Source organism: Piscinibacter sp. (assembly GCF_050175855.1).
Classification (GTDB): Bacteria; Pseudomonadota; Gammaproteobacteria; order Burkholderiales; family Burkholderiaceae_C; genus Piscinibacter.
The window spans coordinates 1-2,528 of the sequence record NZ_JBFXIO010000568.1 but is presented as its reverse complement, the minus strand read 5'-3'; the positions used below and the strand labels follow the sequence as shown (position 1 = coordinate 2,528).

General features: G+C 72.7%; 2 protein-coding genes. Both read right to left on the bottom strand.

All coding sequences use genetic code 11. The annotated features are described in order from the left end of the window. The coding region (locus tag AB7U92_RS25815; RefSeq protein ID WP_428583512.1) for a CBS domain-containing protein at positions 1-920 on the bottom strand (920 nt) is incomplete at its 3' end. Between the two features lie 127 nt (positions 921-1,047). Then, complete coding sequence (locus AB7U92_RS25810) at positions 1,048-2,478, bottom strand: putative nucleotidyltransferase substrate binding domain-containing protein (protein ID WP_428583510.1); 1,431 nt, start codon at positions 2,476-2,478, stop codon at positions 1,048-1,050. Positions 2,479-2,528: the final 50 nt, after the last annotated feature.

The following is a 2,528-nucleotide window of genomic DNA, read 5'->3' as shown; positions in this document are numbered from 1 at the left end:
GCGGCGGCGAGGCTGCGCTGCAGCGGCTTGACGCGCGCCGCCGCCGCGGCGAGGCCGGCGACGTCGGTCTGCTTGTGGATCTCGCCGGCCAGGTAGACCGCCGACGTGCTGTGCTGCTGGGTCAGGTCGGTGGCGGTGATCATGCCGGCCACGCGCTGGCCGTCGAGCACCGGCACATGGTGGATGTTGTGGCGCGCCATCAGCAGGAGTGCCTCGAAGGCGGGCTGGCCGATCTCCACCGTCAGGGGTGCCACGGTGGCGATCTCCAGCACCGGCAGCGCCGGATCGAGGCCGGCGGCGAGGGCGCGGTTGCGCAGGTCGCGGTCGGTGACCAGGCCGAACAGGTGATCGCGCTCGATCAGCAGCACCGACGACACTCGTTGCTCGCGCATCGTCCGCGCCGTCTCGAGGATGCTGGCCGACGGCGGCAGCGTGATCGGCGCACGCTTGATCAGCGAGCGCACCGGCGTGGTCATCAGGTTGAGGTGCGGGTCGCTGCCTGCCAGCCCGCTCGGCACCGCGCCGACCGGCGGCGCCAGGCGCGCCGCCATGGCCGGGTGCTCCTCCAGCATCCGGTGCACCTCGGCGGCGCCGAGCCTCGCCAGCTCGGTGGCCTGCGCCGCCACGGCGCGCCAGCGGCTGGCCTCGCCGAACGGCGGGGCCCCGGCGCCGAACAAGGCTCCCGGTTCGAGCCGCACGACCGTCGTCTCCGACAGCTGCAACTCGACCCGACCTTCGAGCACGAGGTGCAGGTGCTCGCGCAGCGTAGCGCCCTCGGCGATCGACTCTGCGGCGGCATGCTGCGAGCGGGTCATGCGGGCGCCCCACGCCGAGCAGTCGGCGGGGTCCAGCAGATCGAAGGCCGGATGCGAGCGCAGCACGGCGCCCAGGTCGATGGCGGAGTCGTCGGAGGCGGGCATGTCGCGGTCGGGCAGGCGCGTGTCGGGCGGTCTCCGAGTCTCGCCGAAGCCGCGGCCATGGTGCCGCAGCAGGCGACGACGGCACGGGGTTTCTTGATCCCGCGCAAGCCGGCGGGCGCGCCGTCGCTCAGAGCTGGTCGAGCCGGAACGTCTGCCGCAGCACGCCGCGGAAGCGCTTGGCGATGGCCAGCGCATCACGCACGCGATCGCGCTCCATCGTCGAGAGTTCGGCCGGCCGCACGCTGTTGTCCGGTGTGCGGCCGGCCGCACGGTCGGCGAGCTGGCGCTCCAGTCGCAGCCCCATCAGGTAGTGCAGGGCTTCGGACAGGTCGCGCCCGAGCGACGCATCGAGCGCGCCCGCAGCCACCAGCGCCTCGACGCGTTCGGCCGTACCGGCCGCGCGCACGTCGTGGCGCAGGCACAGTGCGCGCACGCCGTGCACGATCGGGAACAGCCCGAGCTTCTTCAGGTCCAGCGGCTGTTCGTCGGCGCGCGAGGTCAGGCGCGCCCACCAGCCGGAAGACTCCTCGAACTGGTCGGCCGGCGCGGCAAAACGCGACAGCAGCCGGTCCTCGCCGGTGAGCAGCCGGCAGGCGTAGGCATGCACGCGCTCGAGCAGCGCGGCATCCCCCGCCACGGCCACCGCGTCGAAGAAGATGGCCATGTGCATCATCCCGTCGGGATCGCCGCCGTAGACCCAGCGGTGGATCGTCTCGCGAAACTCGCTCTCGGTCGCGCGCCAGGCGCGGTGGGTCAGCATGATCCCGCCCGGGCATGGCGGGTAGCCGAAGTCGGCCAGCGCGGCGTTGAAGCGCGCGGCGAGCTCGTCGAGCTGCGCGACATCGGTGCCGTCGCGCAGCAGCAGCGCGTTGTCCTGGTCGGTCTTGAGGATCTGCTCGCCGCGACCCTCGCTGCCCATCACCAGCAGGCAGCTGCCGGCCAGCACCTCCGGCGGCGCGAGCAGCGACCACAGGCGCGCGAACAGGCGCCGGTTGAGTTCGCCGACCAGCCGCGCGATGCGCTCGACGCGGATGCCGTCGGCATGCAGCCAGACCGCCATTGCGTCGATGCGCTGCGCCGCCTCGCGCAGGGCGTCGACGGTCTCGGCTTCGTCGAGCTGCAGCGCGATCACGTGGGAGTGGTTGGCGACGAAGCTCACCAGGTCGAGCTGGCCGAGCAGGCCGCGCACCTCGGCGCCGTCACGCACCAGCAGGCGGTGCACGCGGTGCTGCACCATGCGCCACAGCGCCTCGAAGAGGTCGGCATCGGCATCGATGTCGACCAGCTCGAAGCGGGCCACGTCGCGTACGCGGATCTGCTGCGGCGGCACCTCGCGCAGCAAGGCGTCGCGCAGGTCGGTGGTGGTGAAGATGCCGAGCCGCGCGCCGTCGCGCACCAGCACGCTGGTCAGTCCCTGACCGGCCATCTCGCGGCAGACCGACACCAGGTCGAGCGCGCCCTCGACGTAGAAGGGCTTGCGCACGTAGGCGTCGCGCACGCGTGCGCTGACGAGCGAGAGCATCTCGCGCTGCGATTCGGGAGCTCGGGGACCGGCCATGGCGGAATGGAGAACGGGACCGCAGGCAGTGTGCCTGCAGTCCCGCGAGG

Bases quoted from the DNA above. Each gene is read 5' to 3' on its own strand.
- AB7U92_RS25810 (WP_428583510.1), bottom strand. From the start codon at position 2,478: ATGGCCGGTCCCCGAGCTCCCGAATCGCAGCGCGAGATGCTCTCGCTC.